This window comes from Streptomyces rhizosphaerihabitans (assembly GCF_025399795.1).
In the GTDB taxonomy this organism is placed as follows: Bacteria; Actinomycetota; Actinomycetes; order Streptomycetales; family Streptomycetaceae; genus Streptomyces; species Streptomyces rhizosphaerihabitans.
Genome location: NZ_JAODTZ010000001.1, coordinates 388,780 through 410,572, shown reverse-complemented (window position 1 = coordinate 410,572; position 21,793 = coordinate 388,780). Strand labels below are relative to the sequence as shown.

General features: G+C 70.2%; 22 protein-coding genes. 8 read left to right on the top strand and 14 right to left on the bottom strand.

Features of this window, described 5'->3' with window-relative positions:
- Positions 1 to 54 precede the first annotated feature (54 nt).
- The 3 genes from N4G66_RS01950 (at position 55) to N4G66_RS01940 (ending at position 2,843) form a co-directional block, all read left to right on the top strand.
- Complete coding sequence (locus tag N4G66_RS01950) at positions 55 to 834, top strand: trypsin-like serine peptidase (protein WP_261702117.1); 780 nt, start codon at positions 55 to 57, stop codon at positions 832 to 834.
- 105 nt (positions 835 to 939) lie between these two features.
- Complete coding sequence (locus tag N4G66_RS01945) at positions 940 to 1,947, top strand: C40 family peptidase (RefSeq protein ID WP_315903597.1); 1,008 nt, start codon at positions 940 to 942, stop codon at positions 1,945 to 1,947.
- Positions 1,948 to 2,141: 194 nt separating this feature from the next.
- Positions 2,142 to 2,843, top strand: coding sequence for a phosphatase PAP2 family protein (locus N4G66_RS01940; protein WP_261702116.1), 702 nt, complete (start codon positions 2,142 to 2,144; stop codon positions 2,841 to 2,843).
- Positions 2,844 to 2,907: 64 nt separating this feature from the next.
- Here the strand turns inward: N4G66_RS01940 and N4G66_RS01935 are convergent, their stop codons facing one another.
- Entirely contained in the window at positions 2,908 to 4,494 is a 1,587-nt protein-coding gene (locus N4G66_RS01935; protein ID WP_261702115.1) for an FAD-binding oxidoreductase, read from the bottom strand.
- Positions 4,495 to 4,944: 450 nt separating this feature from the next.
- Positions 4,945 to 5,115, bottom strand: coding sequence for a hypothetical protein (locus tag N4G66_RS01930; RefSeq protein ID WP_261702114.1), 171 nt, complete (start codon positions 5,113 to 5,115; stop codon positions 4,945 to 4,947).
- A gap of 118 nt (positions 5,116 to 5,233) precedes the next feature.
- Here N4G66_RS01930 and N4G66_RS01925 point away from each other — a divergent pair, with 118 nt between their 5' ends.
- Positions 5,234 to 6,067, top strand: a complete 834-nt coding sequence (locus tag N4G66_RS01925) for a hypothetical protein (RefSeq protein WP_261702113.1) — start codon at positions 5,234 to 5,236, stop codon at positions 6,065 to 6,067.
- A gap of 130 nt (positions 6,068 to 6,197) precedes the next feature.
- The gene (locus N4G66_RS01920; RefSeq protein ID WP_261702112.1) at positions 6,198 to 6,389 is read left to right on the top strand and encodes a hypothetical protein; all 192 of its coding nucleotides are present in this window, start codon (positions 6,198 to 6,200) and stop codon (positions 6,387 to 6,389) included.
- A gap of 111 nt (positions 6,390 to 6,500) precedes the next feature.
- Here N4G66_RS01920 and N4G66_RS01915 read toward each other — a convergent pair whose 3' ends face one another.
- Entirely contained in the window at positions 6,501 to 6,857 is a 357-nt protein-coding gene (locus tag N4G66_RS01915; protein WP_261702111.1) for a metal-sensitive transcriptional regulator, read from the bottom strand.
- A 238-nt stretch (positions 6,858 to 7,095) separates the two neighbouring features.
- Between N4G66_RS01915 and N4G66_RS01910 the strand changes: the two genes are divergently transcribed.
- A complete protein-coding gene (locus tag N4G66_RS01910; RefSeq protein ID WP_261702110.1) occupies positions 7,096 to 7,716 on the top strand; it encodes a DUF47 domain-containing protein in 621 nt (206 codons plus the stop codon).
- A gap of 7 nt (positions 7,717 to 7,723) precedes the next feature.
- On the top strand, positions 7,724 to 8,722 hold the full coding sequence (locus N4G66_RS01905; protein WP_261702109.1) for an inorganic phosphate transporter: 999 nt from the start codon (positions 7,724 to 7,726) through the stop codon (positions 8,720 to 8,722).
- Between the two features lie 527 nt (positions 8,723 to 9,249).
- On the opposite strand, the gene pstB is transcribed toward N4G66_RS01905, so the two are convergent.
- The 11 genes from pstB to N4G66_RS01850 all read right to left on the bottom strand — a co-directional run bounded on the left by pstB (position 9,250) and on the right by N4G66_RS01850 (position 21,041).
- The gene (pstB, locus tag N4G66_RS01900; protein WP_261702108.1) at positions 9,250 to 10,026 is read right to left on the bottom strand and encodes a phosphate ABC transporter ATP-binding protein PstB; all 777 of its coding nucleotides are present in this window, start codon (positions 10,024 to 10,026) and stop codon (positions 9,250 to 9,252) included.
- A 48-nt stretch (positions 10,027 to 10,074) separates the two neighbouring features.
- On the bottom strand, positions 10,075 to 11,133 hold the full coding sequence (gene pstA, locus N4G66_RS01895) for a phosphate ABC transporter permease PstA (protein WP_261702107.1): 1,059 nt from the start codon (positions 11,131 to 11,133) through the stop codon (positions 10,075 to 10,077).
- Positions 11,130 to 12,137: a phosphate ABC transporter permease subunit PstC gene (gene pstC, locus N4G66_RS01890; protein ID WP_261702106.1), complete on the bottom strand. Its 1,008-nt coding sequence runs from the start codon at positions 12,135 to 12,137 to the stop codon at positions 11,130 to 11,132. The genes pstA and pstC overlap by 4 nt, the downstream gene beginning before the upstream one ends.
- A gap of 100 nt (positions 12,138 to 12,237) precedes the next feature.
- Positions 12,238 to 13,371, bottom strand: coding sequence for a phosphate ABC transporter substrate-binding protein PstS (gene pstS / locus N4G66_RS01885; protein ID WP_261702105.1), 1,134 nt, complete (start codon positions 13,369 to 13,371; stop codon positions 12,238 to 12,240).
- A gap of 488 nt (positions 13,372 to 13,859) precedes the next feature.
- Positions 13,860 to 14,273, bottom strand: coding sequence for an NUDIX hydrolase (locus N4G66_RS01880; RefSeq protein WP_261702104.1), 414 nt, complete (start codon positions 14,271 to 14,273; stop codon positions 13,860 to 13,862).
- A gap of 10 nt (positions 14,274 to 14,283) precedes the next feature.
- On the bottom strand, positions 14,284 to 15,357 hold the full coding sequence (locus N4G66_RS01875) for a CHAD domain-containing protein (RefSeq protein ID WP_391858733.1): 1,074 nt from the start codon (positions 15,355 to 15,357) through the stop codon (positions 14,284 to 14,286).
- Positions 15,338 to 17,569 carry an RNA degradosome polyphosphate kinase gene (locus tag N4G66_RS01870; protein WP_261702103.1) on the bottom strand — a complete coding sequence of 744 codons (2,232 nt, stop codon included), beginning with the start codon at positions 17,567 to 17,569 and terminating at the stop codon, positions 15,338 to 15,340. The genes N4G66_RS01875 and N4G66_RS01870 overlap by 20 nt, the downstream gene beginning before the upstream one ends.
- Positions 17,570 to 17,885: 316 nt before the next feature.
- Positions 17,886 to 18,788 (bottom strand): hypothetical protein, encoded by a 903-nt coding sequence (locus tag N4G66_RS01865; protein WP_261702102.1) that lies wholly within the window; start codon positions 18,786 to 18,788, stop codon positions 17,886 to 17,888.
- Complete coding sequence (locus N4G66_RS01860) at positions 18,785 to 19,738, bottom strand: hypothetical protein (RefSeq protein WP_261702101.1); 954 nt, start codon at positions 19,736 to 19,738, stop codon at positions 18,785 to 18,787. The genes N4G66_RS01865 and N4G66_RS01860 overlap by 4 nt, the downstream gene beginning before the upstream one ends.
- Positions 19,735 to 20,658 (bottom strand): ABC transporter ATP-binding protein, encoded by a 924-nt coding sequence (locus N4G66_RS01855; RefSeq protein WP_261702100.1) that lies wholly within the window; start codon positions 20,656 to 20,658, stop codon positions 19,735 to 19,737. Before N4G66_RS01855 ends, N4G66_RS01860 begins: the two co-directional genes overlap by 4 nt.
- Entirely contained in the window at positions 20,655 to 21,041 is a 387-nt protein-coding gene (locus tag N4G66_RS01850) for a GntR family transcriptional regulator (RefSeq protein WP_261702149.1), read from the bottom strand. The genes N4G66_RS01855 and N4G66_RS01850 overlap by 4 nt, the downstream gene beginning before the upstream one ends.
- Positions 21,042 to 21,242: 201 nt before the next feature.
- Between N4G66_RS01850 and N4G66_RS01845 the strand changes: the two genes are divergently transcribed.
- Positions 21,243 to 21,785, top strand: a complete 543-nt coding sequence (locus N4G66_RS01845; RefSeq protein ID WP_261702099.1) for an RNA polymerase sigma factor — start codon at positions 21,243 to 21,245, stop codon at positions 21,783 to 21,785.
- Positions 21,786 to 21,793 lie beyond the last annotated feature (8 nt).

Sequence of the window (21,793 nt, the reverse complement as noted above, 5' to 3'; positions counted from 1 at the left end):
ATACTCGGACTGGTCCGAGGTTTTTCTCACCCGCTTGCGGCAAGGTGAGGGGCGATGAAGAGCATCCGCATCACCCGTCTCCCAGACACCCGGCGGCCCGCACTGCTCGGTGCGGCCCTCGTGCTGCTGGCGGTGACGTCCTCGTCCGTCGCGGCGGCCGACGACGGTCCCGGGCCGTTCGGTGTCACGGTGCGGGCTGCCGAGAACGGCCGGAACGCCCGCGTGGGCGCCCTGTTCCACGGGAGCGCCGCGAGCGGCGGCAGAGGCGGGCACTTCTGCACCGCTTCTGTCGTGCACAGCGCGGGGCGGGACCTCGTCCTCACCGCCGCCCACTGCCTCGACGGCGAAACGGAACTCTCCTTCGCACCCGGCTACCGGGACGGCAGAGCGCCGTACGGGTTCTGGGACGTCCAGGGCGTCTTCCTCCCGGAGGGATGGACGAACGACCAGGACGAGGACAGCGACGTCGCCTTCGCCGTCCTCGGCACCCGCGACGGCAAGGAGGTCGAGGACGCCGTCGGAGGCGGGAACGCCTTCGCCGCGCACCGCGCCACCGGGGCCACCGCCGTCACCGTCACCGGATACCCCGGCACCGTCGACACCCCCATCACCTGCACCGACAAGCCCACCTCGCTGAGCCGTACGCAGCAGCGCGTCGAGTGCCCCGCCTTCGCCGGCGGAACCAGCGGCAGTCCCTGGGTGAACGGGGACGGAGCGGTCGTCGGCGTCATCGGTGGCCACGAGCAGGGCGGGGACACCGACGACGTCTCGTACAGCGCCGTGTTCGGGACCGAGGCCGACGAGCTCTACCAGGAGGCCGGCCGAGCCGGTTAGTGCCTGTCCGGCCGAACATGTTCTCCGCCGTTGTGCGCGACAGCCCTCTCGCGCGAAGCCCGCCTCTACACTGACGTCGGCGGACTCCTGTGCGGTGAGGGGCGGTTGACGGTGCGTAAGACGTGGATCGCGGTGACCGCTGTCGCCGGCGCGGGGACCGGCTTCGTGATGCTGCTCGTCGTCGGCGTCTACGTGGTCGCCGGGAACCTCGCCAACGGGATCGGCGGCGGTTCGGTCGGACTCGCCAAGGGTGCCGTACCCGCCGCGTACCAGCCCCTCGTACAGAAGTGGGGCAATCTCTGCGGCGCGATCAATCCCGCGCTGCTCGCCGCCCAGTTGTATCAGGAGAGCGGATTCAATCCGAACGCGAAGAGTCCGGCGGCAGCGGAAGGGATAGCGCAATTCATTCCGGGGACGTGGGCCACGCACGGAGTCGACGGCGACGGGGACGGCGTCCGTGACGTGTGGAACCCGAATGACGCGATTCCGTCGGCCGCCTCGTACGACTGCGAGCTGGCCTCCTATGTGAAGAACGCTCCGGGAAACGTCACCGACAACATGCTCGCCGCCTACAACGCGGGCGCGTACGCGGTCATCAAGTACGGGGGCGTGCCGCCGTACGCGGAGACCCGGAACTACGTGAAGACGATCACCACCCTGGCGAAGAGCTTCGCCGCGCCGGTGACCCGCATGGACCCCTCGAAGCAGGCCGCGGCGGCCATCACGTACGCACAGAAGAAGCTCGGCACGCCCTATCTGTGGGGCGGCAACGGCACCGCTGACCAGGGCGGACGATTCGACTGCTCGGGCCTGACCAAAGCCTCGTACGACAGTGTCGGGGTGACCCTGCCACGGGTCGCCAACGACCAGTACAACGCGGGGCCGCACCCCGGGCGGGAGGAACTCCTGCCCGGAGACCTGGTCTTCTTCTCGGACGACCTCACCAACTCCCGGGCCATCCGGCACGTGGGCATCTATGTGGGCGGCGGATACATGATCGACGCCCCCCGGCCGGGTGCCGTCATCCGCTTCGACCCCGTCGACACGCCCGACTACTTCGGGGCCACCCGGGTGACCGCGGATGGCGCGAAAGCGTTGCCCACTTCGGTATGAAACCACCCTCTGATCTGCGGCGATGCATCTCTCTTCGATAACGTATGCGTGATCATTCCGTGGAGGGTGGAACGTAATGGAGGGGACCGTGCGTTCCTTTTGACGTAGAGAACTGATCTACAACCACGGGGGTGGATCGAGCGGCGCGCGAATGGGCGCGGCCGCGGGAAAGACGACGAAGGGGCCGCAGCGCCATGGCTGGACTCGCCGAATCCGGTTCGAACCCCGACGTCGACCTGCTCTACGACATCAATGGCCTGGCCAAGCACGCGCCGCACTGGTTCGACCGGATCATGGAGTTCGTCGGCGAGTGGGGTCTGCTGCTCGCGATGGTCCTGCTGGTCCTGTGGTGCTGGTCGACCGTGCGGCGGCGGGGCGGAGCCGACGCGGCGTCTTCCGTGGCCGGACTCGTCTGGGCGCCGCTCGCGGCCGGTGTCGCGCTCCTCGTGAACGTTCCGATAAGGGGCTTCGTGGAACGGCCGCGCCCCTTCGTCGACCACCCGGGTATCGACGTCCTCGTCGGCGGCAAGACCGACTTCTCCTTCGTCAGCGACCACGCGACGATCACCATGGCGATGGGCGTCGGACTCTTCGTCGCCAACCGGAGGTTCGGACTCGCCGGGATAGGGCTCGCGCTGCTCGAAGGGTTCTGCCGGGTCTACATGGGCGTGCACTACCCGACGGACGTCATCGGCGGGTTCGCCCTCGGCACGGCCGTCGTCCTGCTGCTGTCGCCGCTCGCCATGGCCCTGTTGACCCCGGTCATGAAGGCCGTGGAGACGGCTCCGCGCGCGGGCCGGCTGATCCGCGCGCGGTCCGCCGCACCCGCCGGGCAGGAGAACCTGATCCCGGGGGCGCGCGCCGAGCACACGGAGGAACGGGACCTCGCCGCGTAGCTCCGCACCCCCGGCGCCCCGCCCGCGTGCGGTCAGGGCGCCTTTTGGGCCGCGGGGCCCGCGGCTACAGCGCCTGCGGGAACGAGAAGAAGCGGTTCGGGTCGTACTGGTGCTTCAGGGCCGTGAGGCGGGTGGCCGCGTCGCCGTAGTAGGCCTTGCGCCAGTCGGTCAGCGTCGAGTCCGTGTAGTTCTGGTAGGCCGCGCCCGAGGCGTGCCGGGCCATCGCGTTGTGGGCGCCGGTCAGCCAGGACTGGGCGGTGGTGCCGGAGGTGCCCGCCCGCCAGGAGACGATGTACTGCGCGAGCATGCGCGAGCGGCGGTGCACGAACGCCGTGGACGTGGGCGCGACACGGTTGACGGCGCCGCCGAGCGCGGTGAGCGCGATGCTGCCCGCGCCGCCGCGGACCGCGGAGATCTGGTTCAGGAGCGTCTGGACGCCGGCCGCCGAGATCGAGCGGTCGAAGAAGTCCGAGCGGGCCGCGTACGTCTCGCGGCCGAGGGCGCCCTGCGGGCTGCGGCCCGGCGTCGAACCCGGCAGGTGGCACTGGGCGTCGGCGGAGAACGACGAGCAGCCCGCGTACACCTCCATCGACTCCTCGTACGAGCGCCTCTTGAGGGAGACGCTGCGCGCGGGGGAGCCGATCCGCTCCGCCAGTCGGTCCACGGCGTTCTGGAGCTCGCCGTAGGTGCCGAGGGAGAAGGCGGCTATGGAGACGGTGGGCGTGCCGCCGGCCGCGTCGGCCAGATGGCAGGACGACCAGATCTCGTCCGGCTGGCTCGGGCCCCACTCCTGCCAGGCCTTCACCACGGCGGCGGCCTTGGTCCACGGCCAGGTCATGTACGCCGAGACACCCTGCGGTGCCGGGTGGGTTTTGAAGCGGAGCTCGGTGACGACGCCGAAGTTGCCGTTGCCGGCGCCGCGCAGGGCCCAGAAGAGGTCCTTGTTCTCGGTCGCGTTCGCGGTGAGCTGCTTGCCGTCGGCGGTGATCAGCGTCGCCTGGGTGAGGCTGTCGCAGGTCAGTCCGTACGCCCGTGACACGACGCCGTGGCCGCCGCCCAGGGTCAGGCCGGAGACGCCCACGGTGGGGCAGGAACCCGCGGGGATGGTCACGCCCTTCGCCGCCAAGGCGCGGTAGACGTCGATCAGCTTGGAACCGGCGCCGATGACCGCTTCATTGGCCGAGGCGCGGATCTTGTTCAGCTTGGAGACGTCGATGACCAGGCGGCCGTCACCGGAGGACCAACCCGCGTAGGAGTGGCCGCCGTTGCGGATCGACACCTTCACGCCGTGGGCGCGGGCGTAGTCCATGGTCGTGCGGATGTCGTCGGCGTGCGCGACATAGGCGACGGCGGCGGGCTTCAGGTTGTCGAAGCGCGTGTTGTACAGCTGGTGGGCGCCCGGCCAGCTGTGGTCGCCGGGGCGGATCAGGGCGCCGTCCAGCTGGTGGGACAGCGCCAGCCAGTTGGCGGCCGCACGACTGCTCGCGGTCGCCGTGCGTATGCCGGTGGTCTCCGTCGCGGTGCTCGCGGCGCCCGTGCTCCTGGCCGTGCCGGCGGCCTTGCCGTCGCCGCTGTCACTGCCGTTGCAGGCGGACGTCGCCGCCGCCGCGAGGACGGCGGTGGCTCCGCCGATGAACGAACGCCGTTGCATGTGCGCCTCCCGTGGGTTCCGTGGAACGAGACGAGCTCCCGGGCCCAGGGGTTCCGCGTACCTATGTTGCAGAACCGCTACTGAACATTTGGCCAGTGCCTCACCCTTCGGGGGGAGTGAAGGGCATTCTGTCAGCGGTGGCCCGGAGAGCCGCAGCGGCCTGGCCAAAATCGCCTTGCCGGGCAACAGAGTTGTCCGGCCTACCGCCGGGCGGGCGGGAAGTCAGGCCTGCGGAGGCCGTGCAAGACCGACTCTCACTGGTCGGCGGAGGCCCGTGAAACAGGAACCCGTGGTGGTACTGCGGAGCAGTACGGACCGGAATCACCTGCCCTCGGGTAGGTGAGGGCGTCAAAGCGTTCCGCATCCCAGCCGTCCGCTCCGGTGCGGACGGGGTGGGACAGCCCTTGGGCGGCGTGAAGGCGCGGGAGGCGGGCGCGCCGCGCCGCGGGGCTAGACGGTCACTGCCAGGGTGTGGGTGGTCGCGTCCGTGCGGGCCTGGCTTCTGGCGCGGCGGGCCGGGCCTCGCCAGCCGCAGGTGCAGCGGGCCAGGCAGAAGGGGCCTTGCTCGACCGTGGTCGTCCGGTGGCCGGGGAGAGGGTCCGTCTCGTCCAGGTGCTCCACACCCGCAACGTTACCCAAGCCAAGTGAACGGAAGCCTGTCGCGTGACGGGCGCCCCTACCCGTCGTTAACCGGATCGACGGGAAGGCCCGGGACGGACCGGCTGGGGGTCGGTGGACGATGGTGGCGCAGCAGCAGGGACGGGCGGTGGTCGTGGCCGCGTTCGTCGCGGCGGGGCTCGTGGTCTGTGGCACCGGATGCTCGGGCGGCGGGGCGGCCGCGGACGACGTCCGCGCCGGGTCCGGCACCGTCGAGACGCTGCGTCGGGCCGTGGCCGTGCTGGAGCGCGCCGGCAGCTCGAAGGCCAGTACGTCGATGGAGATGGCCACCGGCGGGACCCGGGTCACCATCCGCGGGCAGGGCGTGTACGACTTCAGCAAGCAGACGGGGCGGCTGAAGGTGCTGCTGCCGCAGGACCCCGCGGGGGCTGCCGAGCACCGGCCGATCACCGAACTCCTCGCCCCGGGCGCCCTGTTCATGAAGAACAGGGGCGCCGGAGTGCCCGCCGACAAATGGGTTCGCGTGGCGACGGCCGGTCTCACGGACGGGAACCTGGTCACGGGCGGCGCCACCGACCCGTACGCCGCGGCCGAACTGCTGCGCGGCGCGCGGGCGGTGACCTACGTGGGGAAGACCGAACTCGCCGGGATCCCGGTACGGCACTATCGCGGGACCGCCGACCTCGACATCGCCGCGCGGGACGCCTCGGAGGGGCAGCGGCCGGCACTGAGGGCGGCAGCGAAAGGGTTCGCGACCGCCGAGGTGCCCTTCGACGCCTACCTCGACGACCAGGGGCGACTGCGCAAGGTCCGGCACCGGTTCAGCTTCGTCAACGGTCAGCGGAAGGGCACCGTCGCCGTCGCCTCGACGATCCTGCTGTACGACTTCGGCAGTCCCGCCGCCGTACGGCTGCCGGATTCCTCGGACATCTACACCGGGAAGATCGCGGAGTAGTGGGTTACGGGGAAATGGGCAAGAGCATCCGGAGCCGTAGCTTCACAGGAGGGCCGGAAATGGCCCTTCCGTGCCATGCGCGGTGCGTAGGCCGCTCCCTACTCTAGGAAGTCGGTGACGGCAGGAAGAGGTGACGCGCGTGGCTCCGGTCGGCGGTGCGGCAGTTCAGGACCACGTGGCCCTCGCCGAGATCGAGCTGTGCGGCGAGCTGATCATCGCGGCCTCGGCGGCCCACGAGGACCGGCTCAGCCTGGAGAGCATCGACGCGGTGCTGAGAGTGGCCGAAGAACGTGCCCCTGACCAGCGGGGTGCGGAGGACTAGTTCCTGGGGAAGGCCGTGGAGGACCAGCCCCTCCGGGAGGCCGTGGAGGATCAGTCCCTCCGGGAGGACCTGTCTCGCGGTCCTCGTGACTCGCTCTCGGCCCTGCGCCTCTCAGGTGCGGAGCAGGCGGCCGATCGCCTTCGTCGCTTCCTCGACCTTCGCGTCGATCTCGTCGCCGCCCTTGAGGGCCGCGTCCGCGACGCAGTGGCGCAGGTGCTCCTCCAGGAGCTGCAGGGCGAAGGACTGGAGGGCCTTCGTGGAGGCGGACACCTGGGTGAGTATGTCGATGCAGTAGACGTCCTCGTCGACCATCCGCTGGAGGCCGCGGATCTGCCCCTCGATGCGGCGCAGCCGCTTCAGGTGCTCGTCCTTCTGCTGGTGGTAGCCGTGGATGCCGCGGTCGTGGTCGGTCACGATCTCCTGCGCGTCGCCGGAGGGCGCCGTCGCGCCGGCCTCGGTGGTCGTCATCGCGTCCTCCTGCTGGATCCGATCGGCGATCCTGTCTGAAACGCCACTTACATATACCCCTGGTGGGTATATGGTATCGAACTTTGCTGGGTATAGGGCCCTTGCCCGGCGGCGGTACCGGACCCCGTGCTGATCACTGTGCCCGATGGGCGACACTGGGGGACGGCCCATTAGCCGTGGCCGGATGATGCGCCTAGCATCAGCGAAACCGAAACCGAAGCATCCCGAGGACCCCAACGTGCGCTTTCGTCTGACCCCCAGGGAGACGAGCTTCTACGACATGTTCTCCGCATCCGCGGACAACATCGTCACGGGCTCGAAACTCCTGATGGAACTGCTCGGGGCGGACGCTTCCGCTCGGGCCGAGATCGCAGAGCGTATGAGGGCCGCGGAACACGCTGGTGACGATGCGACACACGCGATCTTCCACCAGCTGAATTCCTCCTTCATCACGCCCTTCGACCGCGAGGACATCTACAACCTCGCCTCCTCCCTCGACGACATCATGGACTTCATGGAGGAGGCCGTCGACCTGGTCGTCCTCTACAACGTCGAGGAGCTGCCCAAGGGCGTCGAGCAGCAGATCGAGGTGCTGTCGCGGGCCGCGGAGCTGACCGCCGAGGCCATGCCCAACCTGCGGACCATGGACAACCTCACGGAGTACTGGATCGAGGTCAACCGTCTGGAGAACCAGGCCGACCAGATCCACCGCAAGCTGTTGGCCCACCTCTTCAGTGGCAAGTACGACGCCATCGAGGTGCTGAAGCTCAAGCAGATCGTGGATGTGCTGGAGGAAGCGGCCGACGCGTTCGAGCACGTGGCGAACACGGTGGAGACCATCGCCGTCAAGGAGTCCTGACCCGTTCATGGACACCTTTGCTTTGATCGTGACCATTGGGGTCGCGCTCGGTTTCACGTACACGAACGGTTTCCACGACTCGGCGAACGCCATCGCCACCTCCGTGTCCACGCGGGCCCTGACGCCGCGGGCCGCGCTCGCCATGGCCGCGGTGATGAACCTCGCCGGCGCCTTCCTCGGCAGCGGGGTCGCCAAGACCGTCAGTGAGGGGCTGATCCAGACGCCCGAGGGCTCGAAGGGGATGGGCATCCTCTTCGCGGCGCTCGTCGGCGCGATCACCTGGAACCTGATCACCTGGTACTTCGGTCTGCCGTCCTCGTCCTCGCACGCCCTGTTCGGTGGCATGGTCGGCGCGGCGCTGGCCGGCGGCACGACGGTCTACTGGAGCGGCCTGCTCGACAAGGTCATCATCCCGATGTTCCTCTCGCCGATCGTCGGCCTGCTCGTCGGCTATCTCGTGATGACCGCGATCATGTGGATGTTCCGGCGGTCCAACCCGCACAAGACCAAGCGCGGATTCCGTATCGCGCAGACGGTGTCCGCGGCCGGCATGGCGCTCGGGCACGGTCTCCAGGACGCCCAGAAGACGATGGGTGTCGTGGTGATGGCGCTGGTCATCGCAGGCGTCCAGGGTCCGAACGACGCGATCCCGGTCTGGGTGAAGATCACCTGTGCGGCGATGCTGTCGCTGGGGACGTACGCGGGCGGCTGGCGCATCATGCGGACCCTCGGACGGAAGATCATCGAGCTCGATCCGCCGCAGGGCTTCGCCGCGGAGACGACCGGTGCGTCGATCATGTTCACCACGGCCTACATCTTCAAGGCGCCGATCTCCACGACCCATGTCATCACCTCGGCGATCATGGGCGTCGGCGCGACGAAGCGGGTGAACGCGGTGCGGTGGGGCGTGGCCAAGAACATCGTTCTGGGCTGGTTCATCACCATGCCGGCGGCGGCGATCGTGGCGGCGTGCAGCTTCTGGGTCGTGAACCTGGCGTTCCTGTAGGAGCGTGATCGCTTCCGCGGCACCTGGTTTGTCGGGCCGGTCCTCCGAGAGGGCCGGCCCTTGGCGTTTCCCTCCGCGGGGCGGCGGGCGCCGGCTGTATCCGTCCTTCGCGGGCAGGGCCGCCGGCCTTCAGTGGGCAGGGCAGACCCCTTGGGGGAGCTCGGGGCCGGCTCGGGGCCCGAGGGTTTTCGCCCCCTCCGCCCCTTCCCTCCCCGATCCCGGGGCTGCGCCCCCAGACCCCCCTTCGGCCTGAACGGCCTCGCCCTCAAGCGCCGGACGGGCCGGCTGGTGCCGGGTGCGTGAGATCACGGGGGTGGGACGGGCAGCGAGTGGGGCAGCCCCTGGGCGGATGGCTTCGGGGGGCTGCCCCGACTTCCGGGGGCGGGGAAAACCGAACGGGCCTGGTGCTGGAAGTCAGGGGTGGGGGAAACGAACGGGCCCGCCCCCGGGAGCCAGGGGCGGGCCCTTCTCGTCCTCGCGGTGGCACCGCCATGCAGCACCGCGAGGGGTTTCGGGAGGCGGTCCGGTCAGCCGAAGCGGCCGGAGATGTAGTCCTCCGTGGCCTGGACGGACGGGTTGGAGAAGATGCGCTCCGTGTCGTCTATCTCGATGAGGCGGCCGGGCTGGCCGACCGCGGAGAGGTTGAAGAACGCGGTGCGGTCGGAGACGCGGGCGGCCTGCTGCATGTTGTGCGTCACGATGACGATCGTGAAGCGCTCCTTCAGCTCACCGATCAGGTCCTCGATGGCGAGGGTGGAGATCGGGTCCAGGGCCGAGCAGGGCTCGTCCATGAGGAGGACCTGCGGCTCCACCGCGATCGCCCGCGCGATGCACAGACGCTGCTGCTGACCGCCGGACAGGCCGGACCCGGGCTTGTTCAGCCGGTCCTTGACCTCGTTCCAGAGGTTCGCGCCCTTGAGGGACCGCTCGACGACGTCGCTGAGCTCGGACTTCTTGTAGGAGCCGTTCAGCTTCAGGCCCGCCGCCACGTTGTCGAAGATCGACATCGTGGGGAACGGGTTGGGGCGCTGGAAGACCATGCCGATGGTGCGGCGCACGGCGACGGGGTCGATCCCGTTCCCGTACAGGTCCTCGTCGTCAAGGAGCACCTTGCCCTCCACACGCCCACCGGGGGTGACCTCGTGCATGCGGTTCAGGGTGCGCAGGAAGGTCGACTTGCCGCAGCCGGAGGGGCCGATGAAGGCCGTCACGGAGCGGGGCTCGACCGTCATGGAGATGTCTTCGATCGCCTTGTGGGCGCTGTAGTAGGCGGTGAGACCGCTTACGTCGATTCGCTTGGCCATGTCAGTCACTGCTTCTTTCGCAAAGGATCGGGTCGCTGATCGGCCGCGTCAGCGGCCCGTCTTGGGTGCCTTCCAGCGCGCGATGGCGCGGGCTCCCATGTTGAGAATCATGACGAAGAGGATGAGCACCAGTGCCGCTGCCCAGGCCCGGTCGGTGGCCACGTCGGTTCCCGCGGAGTACTGCCGGTAGATGTACAGCGGGAGCGAGGCCTGCGGGCCGTCGAACGGGTTGTTGTTGATGAAGTTCGTACCCCACACCAACAGCAGCACAGGAGCGGTCTCGCCGGCGATGCGCGCGACCGCGAGCATCACACCCGTGGTGATGCCGCCGATGGACGTCGGCAGGACCACCTTGATGATGGTGCGCCACTTCGGGATGCCGAGCGCGAGGGAGGCCTCGCGCAGCTCGTTCGGGACGAGCTTGAGCATCTCCTCGGTGGAGCGGACCACCACGGGCATCATCAGGATCGCCAGGGCCATCGCGCCGGCGAAGCCGGAGTAGCCCATACCCAGGATCAGGATCCAGAAGCTGAGAACGAACAGGCCGGCGACGATCGACGGGATGCCCGTCATGACGTCGACGAAGAAGGTGACCGCGCCGGCGAGCTTGCCGCGTCCGTACTCGACGAGGTAGATCGCGGTGAGCACGCCGATCGGCACGGCGATCAGGGTCGCGATGCCCACCTGCTCCAGGGTGCCGAGGAGCGCGTGGTAGATACCGCCACCGGGCTCGTTGTCGGCGACGACACCCATGGAGTGGGTCAGGAAGTACATGTCGAAGGCCTTCGCGCCACGCTTGACGGTCTCCCAGATCAGGGAGGCCAGCGGGATGACGGCGACGATGAAGCAGCCCCACACCAGGTTGGTGGCGACGCGGTCCTTGGCCTGGCGGCGGCCCTCGACGCGCGCGGCGATGACGTACGTACCGAGGACGAAGAGGATCGCGGCGATCAGGCCCCACTGGACCTTGCTGTCCAGGCCGGCGCCCAGGCCGATGCCCACGGCCACAGCCACGGCTCCCGCGGCGATGGCCCAGGGGGCCCACTTGGGGAGGTTGCCGCCGCGCAGCGAGCTGGCGTGCTTTCGGGTGACGGGTGCGTTGCTCATGCGTTGGCCCCCGAGTACTCCTTGCGGCGGTTGATGATGTAGCGCGCCGCACCGTTGACCAGCAGCGTGATGATGAACAGGACGAGACCCGAGGCGATCAGGGCGTCCTGGCCGAACACGGTGGCCTCGTTGAACTTGCTCGCGATGTTCTGCGCGAACGTGCCGCCGCCCGGGTCGAGCAGACTGGCCTGGATGTCGAAGCTCGGGGAGAGCACGGTGGCGACGGCCATCGTCTCGCCGAGCGCGCGGCCGAGACCGAGCATCGAGGCGGAGATCACGCCGGAGCGGCCGAAGGGCAGCACCGACATGCGGATGACCTCCCAGCGCGTGGCGCCGAGGGCCAGTGCGGCTTCCTGGTGCATCTGCGGCGCCTGGCGGAAGACCTCACGGCTCACGTTGGTGATGATCGGAAGGATCATGACCGCGAGCAGGATGCCGACGGTGAGCATCGAGCGGGGCGCTCCGCCCTGCCACGTGAAGATGCCGGTCCAGCCGAAGTAGTGGTCGAGCCAGCCGAACAGGCCGTTCAGGTGCGGTACGAGGACGATGGCGCCCCAGAGGCCGTACACGATGGACGGGACGGCGGCGAGCAGGTCGATCACGTACGCGATGGGTCCGCCGAGCCTGCGCGGCGCGTAGTGCGTGATGAACAGTGCGATTCCGACCGCGACCGGGACCGCGAGGGCCATGGCGATGACCGCGGATACCACCGTGCCGAAGGCCAGGACCGCGATACCGAAGACCGGCGGCAGGACGTTGGTGTTCCACTCGAAGGTGGTGAGGAAGTTGCCCTCGTTCTTGCTGAGCGCGAGGGAGGCGCGGTAGGTGAGGAAGACCGCGATGGCGGCCATGATCACCAGGAGGAGGATGCCGGAACCGCGGGACAGCGCGAGGAACACGCGGTCGCCGGGGCGGGTGGCGCCGCGGGTGGCGCGCTTTTGCGAGGCACCCGAAGATCGTGGGGCGGGGGGAGGGGCTTCAGTGCTCTGTGTCGATATGTCCATCATGAGTCTCCGGTCTGCGGAGCCGGATCGAGTGGCGGCTCCAGGCGGCGGTGCACCGGACGGTGCGGCCCGCCTCGGCGAGGCGGGCCGCACACTCGGATCAGCCCAGGTTCGAGATGGTGGAACGAACCTTGGTGATGATCTCGGCGGGGATCGGGGCGTACTGGGCGGCGGTCAGCTGGTTCTGGCCGTCCTCGCTCGCGATGTAGGTCAGGAAGGACTTGGTGGCGGCCAGGGTGTCGGCCTTGTTGCCCTTCTCGCAGAGGATCTCGTAGGTGACCAGCGTGAGCGGGTAGGCGCCCTCGGCGGTCGGCTTGTAGTTGAGCTTCAGGGCCAGGTCGTTGCCGGTGCCGACGACCTTGGCGGTGGAGATCGCCTTGGTGGCGTTCTCGACGGTGGCCTTGACCGGGGTGGCGGCGTCCGTCTTGAGGTCGACGGCCTTGATGCCGTCAGCGGCGTAGGAGAGCTCGAAGTACGAGATCGCGCCGGGGGTCTGCTTCACCTGCTGGGCGAGGCCGGCCGAGCCCTGGGCGGACTGGCCGCCCTGCGCCTGCCACGCCTTGCCGCCGGAGTACTTCCAGTCCGCCGGGGCGGTGGCAATGAGGTACTTGGTGAAGTTGTCCGTGGTGCCGGACTCGTCCGAGCGGTGGAACGCCTGGATCTTGGTGCTGGGGAGCGTCGCGGAGGGGTTCAGCTTCTTGATGGCCGCGTCGTCCCACGTCTTGATCTTGCCGTCGAAGATCTTGGCGATCGTCGAGGCGTCCAGGACCAGGTTGTCGACACCGGGGACGTTGAAGCCGACCGCGATGGGGCCACCGACCATGGGCAGGTCGATCGCGGCGTTGCCGCCACAGGCCTTCTTGGCGGCCGCGGCGTCTTCGGGCTTGAGGGCGGAGTCCGAACCGGCGAAAGCGGTCTGACCCTGGGTGAACGCCGTGACGCCGGCGCCCGAACCCGTCGGGTTGTAGTTGATCTGAACGTCCTTGCAGGCGGCCGTGTAGGCCTTCACCCAGGCGTCGATCGCGTTCTTCTGCGCGGAGGAGCCGGAGGCCTGCAGCTGTCCCTTGGCGTTGTCGCACTTGATGGAGCCGGTGTTGCTGGCCGAGGCCGAGCTGCCGCCACCGTTGGACTTGGTGCCGGTGTCGTCAGAGCCGCACGCCGTGAGGGCCAGGGCGCCGGAGACGGCGAGAGCACCGAGGGTGAGGGCACGCCGGTTCATGCGCTGAAGCTTCACTTCGGGAGTTCCTTCCAGGAGCCGCCGTCTGAGTGGCGGCGTGCGATGTCTGCGTAATGCGGTCCGTAGCGATGGGAAGGGTTCGCCCTGGGGCGTCCTTCGCACCGTGTAAGGCCGAAATTAGGCAGATCAGGTGAAGGCGCCGAAGGCCGTAAGTGAACGGAGGGTGAACCCCTGACGGCGGTGCGGTGAGGTCACGGAACGCTCACGTCGAGGACACGGCCGTGTCCCGGCCGAGGGGGCCAAAAGGGAAACTCCAGGTAATCGGACGGTGCGTAGGTGTTGCGCGGTACCCATGTTCCCGTCATACCTCATTCGCCTCGATTTCCTCATGAGCACCAGCGAAGGTCGCGCTCGTTACGGTGAGTGCCCGGCGCGGGGCTCCCGGCCCTCTCCGGGCGGCGGGCACCCGCTCCACCAGGTCGTCCCGTACGGGCGAGGCGCCGCTCCGGATGCCGGGGCGGCGCCCTCCTCCTCAGGGGAACACGTCAGGCGAGCCGCAGCGCGTCCAGCAGCGCGTCCACCAGATCGCGGTCGCGGGGCTGGGTGAGGCGGTGGCGGGCGGCGGTGGGGGAGAGCCACAGGACGCGGTCGACCTCGTCGTTCGGGGCGAAGCGGCCGTCGGCCGCCTCGGCCGCCCAGTAGCGGACCTCTTTGACGCGGTCGGCGACGAGATAGCGGAGCGTGGGGAGGACGGCGCCGGGGACGGCGTCGTAACCCGTCTCCTCCTCCACCTCGCGCAGCGCGCCGGTCAGGAATCCCTCGCCGCGCTTCAGCTTGCCCTTCGGGTGCGACCAGTCGTCGTACTTGGGCCGGTGGACGAGGCAGATCTCCAGTGCGGAGTCGACCGGGGAGCGGCGCCACAGGACGCAGCCCGCCGCTTGGATGGTGTCGTCGGCCATGGGGCCTCCCTCAAGGGGTGCGTACGGCTTCCTTCTGCCAGGCCTGCTGGAAGGCGAACCGCGCCGCCTCCACCTCGTGCCGCTGGTCGGCGTGCAGCACACCGAGCGCGTACGCCGTGGCCGGGGCGATGCGCGGGGTGCGTGCCGCCGACGCCGCGGCGGACGCCGCCTCCGCCGCGTCCCGGTGCCGGTTGAGCGCCTTGCCCGCGCCGAGCAGGCGTACGTCGACGGGGCACTCCCCCTGGTGCAGCGCCTCACTGGCGTAGCGGTGCAGCCGCAGCAGCAGCCGGACCTGGTGCCATGGCGCGTCCTGCGGCTGGGGAGCGGTGTCGGCGGAGAGGCCGTGCACGAGGGCCTCCGCGTTGTAGGGGAGGCCCGCCACGACCAGCGGCAGCGCGGTGACGGCGTCGGTCAGCCGGTCCTGGGCGGCGGCGGCCAGCGGGCGCAGGTCGGTCGTGTTCGCGGCCGGGGCCAGCGGGACCTCGCTGGCGAGGACGGCGACGCTGTCGGCGACCGCGTGGAAGCGGGAGGAACCGAGCGCCTGGAGGGCCGCCGAGTGGGCGCGGGTCCGGGCGAGCGTCAGCTGGCGGTCGAGGAGGGCCCCCGCCTTCGCGGCGCCGACCGTCAGATTGCCCGTCCTGGGGGCCGCGGCCGGTGCCCGTCCGGCCTGGGCGGGCACCACGGCCGTGCCCGACAGCCGGTTCAGCGCGCCGAGCAGTCGCTCCAGGCGTGCGGCATAGGCGTGCTCGCGCGCCAAGGTGCCCGACAGCCAGGCCAGTTCGGGGCGCATCCCCTCCGACCAGTCCGCGTCGAGCAGCGGCCGGAAGGTGTGCAGGCTGCCGCTGATGCGGCGGGCGGAGCGGCGCAGGGAACGCGCCGCGTCGCCGGACTCCCCGGCACCGCTCGCCGCGGCACCGGTCTCCCGGTGCTGGCGCAGCGAGCGGAGGAACTCCGTGGCCTGGGCCCGCAGATAGCCCGCGAGGGCGTCACCGATCGGGGCACCTCCCTCGTCGAGGGGGGCCGGGGCCCTGGGGGCCGTCCCGGCCACGGAGCTGGTGGGGGGATCAAGGTGCTGCTGTGCCACGCCGGCGCCTCCGGGCGTCTATGAGCATCTCCTGGACGTTCCGCAGGGGCTGGCCCTCCGCGTCGGTCGCGTGGCGGATCCACTCGCCGTCGGGGCCGAGGTGCCAGGAGGCCGTGGTGTCGGACATGCCGGTCTCCAGCAGCCGGTTCAGGGCTGCCCGGTGAGCCGGGTCGGTGACCCTGACCAGGGCCTCGATCCGTCGGTCGAGGTTGCGGTGCATCATGTCGGCGCTGCCGATCCACACCTCGGGTTCGCCGCCGTTGCCGAAGGTGAAGACCCGGGAGTGTTCCAGGAAGCGGCCGAGGACGGAGCGGACCCGTATGTTGTCGGACAGGCCCGTGACGCCGGGGCGGACGGCGCAGATTCCGCGCACCCATATGTCGACCGGCACGCCGGCCTGGGACGCGCGGTACAGCGAGTCGATGAGCGCCTCGTCCACCATCGAGTTGACCTTGATGCGGACGAAGGCCGGACGCCCGGCGTTGTGGTGCTGGACTTCCTTGTTGATCCGCGCGATCAGGCCGTCGCGCAGGGACTTGGGTGCGACGAGCAGACGGCGGTAGGTCTCGCGGCGCGAGTAGCCCGAGAGCCGGTTGAAGAGGTCGGAGAGGTCCGCGCCGACCTGCGGGTCGGCGGTGAGCAGTCCGAGGTCCTCGTACAGCCGGGCGGTCTTCGGGTGGTAGTTGCCGGTGCCGACGTGGGAGTAGCGGCGCAGGGTGTCGCCCTCCTGCCGGACCACGAGCGACAGCTTGCAGTGGGTCTTCAGCCCGACGAGGCCGTACACCACGTGGCAGCCGGACTCCTCCAGCTTGCGGGCCCACTTGATGTTCGCCTGCTCGTCGAAGCGGGCCTTGATCTCGACCAGGACGAGGACCTGCTTGCCGGACTCGGCCGCGTCTATCAGCGCGTCGACGATCGGCGAGTCGCCGGAGGTCCGGTAGAGCGTCTGCTTGATGGCGAGCACGTCCGGGTCGGCCGCGGCCTGTTCCAGGAAGGCCTGCACCGAGGTGGAGAACGAGTCGTACGGGTGGTGCAGCAGGACGTCGCGCTCGCGCAGGGCGGCGAAGATGTCGGGCGGGGACGCCGACTCGACCTCCGCGAGATCGCGGTGGGTGCCCGCGATGAACTTGGCGTACTTCAGCTCGGGCCGGTCCAGCGCGCCGATGCCGAAGAGGCCGGTGAGGTCCAGGGGGCCCGGCAGCGGGTACACCTCGGCCTCGGAGATCTTCAGTTCGCGTACGAGGAGATCGAGGACGTAGCGGTCGATGGACTCCTCGACCTCCAGGCGCACCGGCGGCCCGAAGCGGCGCCGCATGAGCTCCTTCTCCAGAGCCTGGAGCAGGTTCTCGGCGTCGTCCTCCTCGACCTCCAGGTCCTCGTTCCGGGTGAGCCGGAAGGTGTGGTGCTCCAACACCTCCATGCCAGGGAAGAGCTCCTCCAGATGAGCCGCGATCACATCCTCGATGGGGACGTAGCGGTTCGGGGAGGCCTCCAGGAAGCGGGAGAGCAGCGGCGGGACCTTGACACGCGCGAAGTGGCGGTGGCCGCTGACCGGGTTCCGTACGACCACGGCGAGGTTCAGGGACAGGCCGGAGATGTACGGGAAGGGGTGCGCGGGGTCGACCGCCAGCGGGGTCAGGACCGGGAAGATCTGGTGCCGGAAGAGAGTGAACAGGCGGGCCTGTTCCTTCTCGGTCAGCTCGCTCCAGCGGACCAGGTGGATGCCCTCCTCCGCGAGCGCGGGGGCGACGTCCTCCTGGTAGCAGGCGGCGTGCCGGGCCATGAGTTCCCGGGAGCGGGCCCAGATCATCTCCAGGACCTCGCGGGGCTGCAGGCCCGACGCGGACTTGGTGGCGACCCCGGTGGCGATGCGGCGCTTCAGGCCGGCCACCCGGACCATGAAGAACTCGTCCAGGTTGCTGGCGAAGATCGCCAGGAAGTTCGCGCGCTCCAGAAGGGGCGTGTTCGGGTCCTCCGCGAGTTCCAGAACGCGCTCGTTGAACGCCAGCCAGCTGCGCTCACGGTCCAGGAACCGGCCTTGCGGCAGCGTGATCCCGTCCTGCACCGTGTCCTCGTACTCGTCGAGGTCGGCGTCGAGGTCTGGCTCCAGGTCGGAGACGTTGGCCGCGACGGTGTGCGGACGATGCGCGGCGATGGAGCCGACGGAGGGCTGCGGGTGCTGCACGGGTGCCTGGGCGCTTCGCTGGTTCATGGACCCATTCTTCCGTGCCGAGGGCGAGACCGGCGCGTCGGAGAGGGCGGGCACCAGAGCGCCGATGCGGAAATTCCCGTTCCGCATGGCTGGCGTACGCTCACTCCCCGTAGACGGTGAGGACTCGTTCTCCGGCGGGGGAGAAGGCTCGGGCACGGCAGGCTGCATTCCCTGAGCGTCGCAAGGTCACCTGAATCGATGGTTACGGCGACATGACGTGCGGGCTATCTGGGGGAGGCTCCCGGACGTCTGCACGTCCGGGAGCCGTGTACACACCCGCCCTCGGGAGGTGCCTGCCCGCTGGGGATACCGCGGGTTACGGAGTGCGGCGGCGCAGCAGGGCGAAGGCGGCGGCGGTCGCGAGCCCCGCGACGGCCAGCAGCAGGCCGCTCTCCACCAGCTGGAGGGGCCAGAAGTGCGACTCGGGCTGATAGGTGGCCCAGAGGCCGGACCGGCCGTCGGCACTCGGCTCCGCACCGTGTGCGAGTGCCAGGGCGCCGCTCGGGAGATGGCGGGCCGCCTGCCCGGTGACCGTCACGGCGGGCCACAGGCTCATCCGGAACTGGTCCAGCACGCTGTGCAGGACGAATGCCGCGGCGACGGCGGCTCCGGCGGCGGGCAGGGCCCTGCGCAGGGCCAGGCCCGCGAGCGCGCCGAGGGCGAGACCGGCGAGGGCGTACGCGACGGCGACCGGGCCGGTGGAGATGAAGACGTTGGTGTTGAACCAGCCGCCGATCAGGCTCCCGTCCTCGTCGCGGCGTGCCCAGACGCCGAGCAGGACCGCCAGGGTGGTGCCCGCGGCGAGCAGGACCGCCGGTACGGCGAGCTTGGCGGCCAGCCAGCGCACCGGGGTGACGGACTGGGTCCAGGCCAGCTGCGCGGTGCCGCTCTCCAGTTCGCGGCCGATCAGGGCGGCAGCAGCCCAGGCCGCGACCGGGTACAGCAGGTACGTGACGCCGATGGCGGCCAGGTCGAGGCCATGCGTGTGGATCTCGTCCACGGTGGCCGCCTGGAGGCGCGCGCAGTCCGCCGCAACGGCGCCCGGCGAGCCGCAGTTGCCGACGGCCGCGCGGGCGTCGGGGCCGATGACGTGCATCCAGGTCAGGACCGCCGCGGCGGTGAGCAGGGCGGCACCCCAGGCGTACAGGGCCGTGCGGTGCAGCCGCAGCACGCTCCAGGTCAGACCGGACGCGCGGTGCGGGGTGGTCGGGGCGCTCATGAGGTGGACGTCCTCCTCAGGACGCCGAAGGCGACGGCGACGAGGATCGCGGCGGCGGCCAGCAGGACGCCGGTCTCCAGGAGCTGGCGGGGCCAGTAGTCGGGGGAGGGGAGGTACTCGCGGGTGAAGCCGACGACATCGTGCCGGGCGAGACACGCGCGGCTCTCGTAGCAGCCCGGGTCGGGGATCCGCGCGCCCGTGGAGGTGATTGCCCGGCTTCGGACGGACAGCTCGGGCTGTTGGTAACTGCCCTGGAAAGGCCAGGAGTTGGCGCGGAACGCGATGACCGCGCTCTGCGCGATACCGGCGACGGCGAGGGCGGGCAGGGTGCGGCGCAGCACGAGACCGGCGAGAACACCGACCGCCAGACCGAGGAGTGGTGCCGCGACGGTGGCCGGGCCGACGGAGAAGTACAGCGCGCGCGGTCCGATACCGGCCAGCAGGAGGTTGCTGTGGGCGGACCACAGCATCCGGTACAGCGCGACCAGCAGACCTGTGCCCACGGTGATGAACAGCGCGGGCACCGCCAGTTTGGCGGCGAGCCAGCGGGCCGGGGTGACGGACTGGGTCCAGGCCAGCCGGGCGGTGCCGTTCTCCAGCTCACGGGCGATCAGCGAGCCGCCGGCGAAGACGGCGACGGCGAACGAGGCGATGTTCAGCAGGGAGGCCGGGTCGTAGAAGAGGTCGTTGTAGGCGCCGGAAAAGGGGGAGCCGATGGTACCGGCGGTCCAGGCGTCCTCCTGCACGCCCGCGTAGCCGAAGGTGTCGAGCAGATGCTGCGTGTGGGCTGCTCCGGGGCCGTACAGCCACAGCAGCAGACCGGCGGCGAGCACCACGAAACCGGTCCAGATCCACAGGGCGGTGCGGTGCAGCCGCAGGACCGTCCAGACCAGGCCGCGGGGGCCGGGCAGGGCGCGGCGCAGGGGGGACGTCAGGGTGCTGGCGCTCATCGGGTCACCGTCTCGGGGGTCGCGGTCGTGCCGGGCGCGAGCAGCGCCGGGGCGGAGGGGGAGCGCAGATGGGCGAGGACCAGTTCCTCCAGGGACGGCCGCTCGGCCTGCCAACGGTCGTCCACCGGACCGTCGTTGCGTATCAGGGCGGTGAGACCGCGGCCGGCGGCGCGGGACTCGACGACCAGGTGCGGGGCGAGGTCGGCGGGGGTGCCGCGGCCGGTCACCAGGGTGTGCGCGAGGAGCAGGTCGTCCAGGCCGCCGCCGAGCCGGATGCGTCCGCCGCCCAGGAGCAGCAGATGGTCGCAGGCGTCGGCGAGTTCGGCGACGATGTGCGAGGACATCAGCACCGTGGTCCCGCGTTCGGCGGCGTCCGCCATCAGCGTGCCCAGTAGTTCGTGGCGGGCCAGTGGGTCCAGGTCGGCCATCGGCTCGTCCAGCAGCATCAGGTCGGGCCGCTTGCCCAGCGCCAGGGCGAGTGCCACGCGGGTCCGCTGGCCGCCGGACAGCCCCCTGACCCGGGTCCCGGGGTCGAGCGAGCCCTGCTCCACGATCGCGGCAGCGTACGCGGCGTCCCAGCGGGCCGGGTTGAGTTCGGCGCCCAGACGCAGTGTCTCGGCGATCGTGAGCTGGGGGTGCAAGGGCTTGTTCTGGGAGAGGTAGGCGATGCGCTCGCGTGCCTCGGCCGGGCTGGTGCCGAGCACGGTGAGTGTGCCGGCCGTGGGCCGCAGCAGTCCGGCCACCGTCGCCAGCAGCGTCGACTTGCCCGCGCCGTTGGGGCCGACGAGGGCGCTGACCCGGCCGGCCGTGAGGCGGAAGGAGCAGTCGTCCAGAGCCGCGGTGGAGCGTCGGCCGTAGCGCACGGTGAGACCGTGCGCCTCGACGGCGACGGTGGATCGGGTGGTGCTGGTGGAACTCACTGGTCCCCCTTCGGGAAGTGTGCGTCCAGTACGGAGCCGAACAGAGCGGCCACGTCCTCGCGGTCGAGGCCCGCCGTACGGGCGTTTCGCACCCAGACGTCGAGCTCTTCGCGCAGGGGCGAGTCCGCCGGGGCGGCGCCGAGCGTTCTGCGGACGAACGTGCCGAGACCGCGCCTGGCCTCGACCAGGCCCTCGCGCTCCAGCTCGCGGTAGGCCTTCAGGACGGTGTTCGGATTGATGGCGGTGGCTTCCACGACCTCGCGGGCCGTGGGGAGCTTGTCGCCCGGTTCGAGGAGGCCGAGGCGCAGTGCCTGCTTCGTCTGCTGGACGATCTGGACGTAGGTGGCGACGCCGCTGCGCCGGTCGATGCGGTACGCGACCACTCGGACAACCACCCTTTCACTAATTGAGTAGTGAAAGGGTGGTGCAAGAGAGGGGTCGTCGTCAAGTTCGGGACGTGCGGGCGGTGTTGAGCGAGCGGTGGATCCGGCCGGGATCAGGCCGCCCGCCAGGCACGCAAGGGTGTTCGGAAATTCTTTGGCCGATGTGTGAACCGATCGGCGGGGCTCGTCCGATGAGGGGATGTGAGGGAAACGAGAAGCGACGGAGAGCTGCTGCGGGCCATCGCAGCGGACGGGGACCGTCGCGCCTTCGAAGAGCTGTACCGGCGGTACGCGCCATGGCTGACCGCGCGGCTGCGCGGCCGGTGCGCCGACGCCGGGATCGTCGACGACGTAGTCCAGGAGACCTTCCTCGCGGTCTGGCGCGGCACCGCCCGCTACCGCGAGGAGGGCGACCCGGCCGGCTGGCTCTGGCGCATCGGCTCGCGGCGCCTCGTCGACACGATGCGCGGCGACGGCGCGCGCGGCCGGCTCCGGCACGCGCTGGCCCGGCTCAGACACCGCGACGAGGCCTCGGCGGAGGAGCGCGTGCTGGCAGGCGTCGAACACGGCGACCTGGCGGGCGCGCTGACCAGACTCTCGCCCGAACTCCGGGCGGTTCTCCAGGCCACGGTGATCGACGGGCTCAGCACCAGGGAAGCGGCCGTCCTGCTCGGTATTCCGCCGGGCACGGTCAAGACGCGGGCACTTCGTGCGCGCAAGCAGTTGCGGGAGGCGTTGGCATGAGCGACGAC

Excerpts from the sequence above, each read along its gene's own strand:
- N4G66_RS01950 (WP_261702117.1), top strand. The coding sequence starts at position 55 with ATGAAGAGCATCCGCATCACCCGTCTCCCAGACACCCGGCGGCCCGCA.
- N4G66_RS01940 (WP_261702116.1), top strand. The coding sequence starts at position 2,142 with ATGGCTGGACTCGCCGAATCCGGTTCGAACCCCGACGTCGACCTGCTC.
- N4G66_RS01935 (WP_261702115.1), bottom strand. The coding sequence starts at position 4,494 with ATGCAACGGCGTTCGTTCATCGGCGGAGCCACCGCCGTCCTCGCGGCG.
- N4G66_RS01925 (WP_261702113.1), top strand. The coding sequence starts at position 5,234 with ATGGTGGCGCAGCAGCAGGGACGGGCGGTGGTCGTGGCCGCGTTCGTC.
- N4G66_RS01915 (WP_261702111.1), bottom strand. The coding sequence starts at position 6,857 with ATGACGACCACCGAGGCCGGCGCGACGGCGCCCTCCGGCGACGCGCAG.
- N4G66_RS01905 (WP_261702109.1), top strand. The coding sequence starts at position 7,724 with ATGGACACCTTTGCTTTGATCGTGACCATTGGGGTCGCGCTCGGTTTC.
- pstB (WP_261702108.1), bottom strand. The coding sequence starts at position 10,026 with ATGGCCAAGCGAATCGACGTAAGCGGTCTCACCGCCTACTACAGCGCC.
- pstA (WP_261702107.1), bottom strand. The coding sequence starts at position 11,133 with ATGAGCAACGCACCCGTCACCCGAAAGCACGCCAGCTCGCTGCGCGGC.
- pstC (WP_261702106.1), bottom strand. The coding sequence starts at position 12,137 with ATGGACATATCGACACAGAGCACTGAAGCCCCTCCCCCCGCCCCACGA.
- N4G66_RS01880 (WP_261702104.1), bottom strand. The coding sequence starts at position 14,273 with ATGGCCGACGACACCATCCAAGCGGCGGGCTGCGTCCTGTGGCGCCGC.
- N4G66_RS01870 (WP_261702103.1), bottom strand. The coding sequence starts at position 17,569 with ATGAACCAGCGAAGCGCCCAGGCACCCGTGCAGCACCCGCAGCCCTCC.
- N4G66_RS01865 (WP_261702102.1), bottom strand. The coding sequence starts at position 18,788 with ATGAGCGCCCCGACCACCCCGCACCGCGCGTCCGGTCTGACCTGGAGC.
- N4G66_RS01860 (WP_261702101.1), bottom strand. The coding sequence starts at position 19,738 with ATGAGCGCCAGCACCCTGACGTCCCCCCTGCGCCGCGCCCTGCCCGGC.